The organism is Bradyrhizobium sp. Leo170 (assembly GCF_004296405.1).
Classification (GTDB): Bacteria; Pseudomonadota; Alphaproteobacteria; order Rhizobiales; family Xanthobacteraceae; genus Bradyrhizobium.
Window position 1 is genome coordinate 1 of the sequence record NZ_PSRR01000578.1, and the last position, 2,866, is coordinate 2,866.

General features: G+C 64.7%; 2 protein-coding genes. One reads left to right on the forward strand and one right to left on the reverse strand.

The window, feature by feature from the left end; all coding sequences use genetic code 11:
- Nucleotides 1-259: 259 nt before the first annotated feature.
- The gene (locus CWO89_RS42625) at nt 260-1,396 is read right to left on the reverse strand and encodes a YbfB/YjiJ family MFS transporter (RefSeq protein WP_130584185.1); all 1,137 of its coding nucleotides are present in this window, start codon (nt 1,394-1,396) and stop codon (nt 260-262) included.
- A 193-nt stretch (nt 1,397-1,589) separates the two neighbouring features.
- Here CWO89_RS42625 and leuB point away from each other — a divergent pair, with 193 nt between their 5' ends.
- Nucleotides 1,590-2,699: a 3-isopropylmalate dehydrogenase gene (gene leuB, locus CWO89_RS42630; protein ID WP_130584184.1), complete on the forward strand. Its 1,110-nt coding sequence runs from the start codon at nt 1,590-1,592 to the stop codon at nt 2,697-2,699.
- The last annotated feature ends 167 nt before the right edge of the window (nt 2,700-2,866 follow it).

Genomic DNA, 2,866 nt, shown 5'->3' on the forward strand with positions numbered 1-2,866 from the left:
TGCAACCGGCACCCGGCTTTCCCTGCGCCCTCTACATTTTCAGAGGGTAACAGCGACGCAAACCTCGGGCGCAAAGCGCCGCGAGAACGTGGACTCACATCCTCTCCGCTGTTTGACAACTGAATCAAAATTTGGGCACGCCGTAGGGTGGGCAAAGCGAAGCGTGCCCACCATCGCGAGCGCGGTGCTGGATGGTGGGCACGGCGCGAAGCGCGCCTTTGCCCATCCTACGGCCTCTGCCGGAGAAAGCGCGACCGCTCTATGTTTTCACTTCCAGCCTCCGCTGGAACGCCGATAGCACCGCGCCGAGCGCCAGCATCGCTGCCGATATGTTCAGCGCGAACGACAGGCTGCCGGCGGCATCGGTGATCGCGCCGACGACAATCGGTCCGATGGTCTGGCCGATCCCGAACGAGACCGTCAGCGCGGCGATCGCGGTCGGCCAGGACGATGGCGGATAGTTGAAGCGCACGAAGGCGGTGGTCGATCCCACCACCGCGAAGAAGGCAACGCCGAACACCAGGGCGGAGACCGCGAGCAACAGCGGCGAGTGTCCGAAAATCGGCAGTCCGGCGCCGATCGCGTTGACGCCGAGGATGATCGTGGTGGCAAGCCCGCCGCGGTTGAGACCAAGCACGCCTCGCCACGCCCACGGTGTCACGAAAGCGCTCAGCCCGATCAAGCTCCAGAATGCGCTTTGCGCCAGCGCGCCGCCGCCGACGTCGCGCACATAGGCGATCATGAACGTCATGTAGGCGATATAGCCGGCGCCGAACAGGAAATAGCCGGCGAGATAGATCACGACCGGCGCAATCGCGAACTTCGTCGCGGACTCCTGCCTGGTCATGGCATCGGACCGGAAGGATGCGAGCCACAGCGGAATGGTCATGATGGCCGCGAGCAGCGTCATCGCCCACCATACGATCCACCACGAGCCCGGGCCGAACCATTGCAGCACGAATGGCGCCACCAGCCCTGACAGCAGGATGCCGCTGCCGGGCCCGGCATAGAACAGGCTGAGCAGGAAATTGGCGCGTTCGGGCCGCGTCTGCGCGATCATCGCCGCAAGCGCGCCGCCGCCGACGAAGCCGGCCGCAGCCCCAAGGCCGGCGAGCAGCCGCGCGAAGCTCAGCACCACGAAGTTCCCGGTGATGGCGCAAAGCGCGAGCGACACCACGCAGGCCAGCGTTCCCCAGCGTACCGACGCCACCAGCCCGAACCGCCGGATCAGCCGCGCGGCCAGCAGCGCGCCGATCAGATAGCCGGCAGCGTTGATCGTGTTCATGAAGCCGGCCGCGGAATAGGACCACACGAGCTGCTCGCGCATATCAGGCAGCACCAGCGAATAGGCGAAGCGGCCGATGCCGAGCCCCGCGGTCGGCGCCAGCGACAGCATCAGAATTAGCCGCGCGGGGTGCGCGGAAGATGAGGCAAGGTCGGGGGCTTTCACTGAGAACTCCGGCGGAGCCGCATTGTGGCAGGCCTGGCCGTGCTTGCACAGGCCAGCTCCGGGAATGGTGTCTTGCCAACCGCGCAACAGCGCTTTAGCACTCCGCGCGGATTTCCTTAGATCTCAAGGCGAAAACCCCATGGCGACCCACAAGCTCCTGCTCCTGCCCGGCGACGGCATCGGCCCCGAAGTGATGGCGGAGGTGAAGCGCCTGATCGGCTGGCTCAAGGCGGAAGGTATCGCTGTTTTCGAGACCGAAGAGGGGCTGGTCGGGGGTGCCGCCTATGACGCGCACAAGGTCTCAATCTCGGAAGCGGACATGGCCAAGGCGAAAGCCGCCGATGCCGTGATCTTCGGTGCCGTCGGCGGGCCGAAATGGGACAGCGTCCCCTATGAGGTGCGGCCCGAGGCCGGCCTGTTGCGGCTGCGCAAGGATCTCGGCCTGTTCGCCAATCTGCGGCCCGCCGTGTGCTATCCGGCGCTCGCCGATGCCTCCAGCCTGAAGCGCGAGGCGGTCGAGGGGCTCGATATCATGATCGTGCGCGAGCTTACCGGCGGGGTCTATTTCGGCGAGCCGAAGACCATCACCGATCTCGGCAATGGCCAGAAGCGCGCCATCGATACCCAGGTCTATGACACCTACGAGATCGAGCGCATCGCCCGCGTCGCCTTCGACCTTGCGAAGAAGCGCCGCAACAAGGTGACCTCGATGGAGAAGCGCAACGTCATGAAGTCTGGCGTGCTCTGGAACGAGGTCGTCACCCAGGTGCACAAGCGCGAATACCCCGAGGTGACGCTCGAGCATCAGCTCGCCGATTCCGGCGGCATGATGCTGGTGAAATGGCCGAAGCAGTTCGACGTCATCGTCACCGACAATCTGTTCGGCGACATGCTGTCCGACATCGCGGCGATGCTCACCGGCTCGCTCGGCATGCTGCCGTCGGCTTCGCTCGGCGAGACCGATGCGAAGAGCGGCAAGCGCAAGGCGCTGTATGAACCGGTCCACGGCTCGGCGCCGGATATCGCAGGCCAAGGCCTCGCCAACCCGATCGCGATGCTCGCCTCGTTCGGGATGGCGCTGCGCTATTCCTTCGATTTGGGCACGCTCGCCGACAAGCTCGATGCCGCCATCGCCGCCGTGCTCGCAAGCGGATTGCGTACTGCAGACATCAAGTCCGAAGGCACGACATCAGCCTCGACCACGCAGATGGGCGAAGCAATCCTGAAAGAATTGCAGAAGCTGCACTGAGCGGGGGATGCGTAGGGTGGGCAAAGCGTAGCGTGCCCACCATCCAAGTTCGGTGCAAGAAAGGTGGGCACGTGCGCTTTGCCCACCCTACAAGTTCGCAATCAATAGCATTCGTAGCCCGGATGGAGCGCAGCGTAATCCGGGGACACTGCATCGGCGCATGCTGG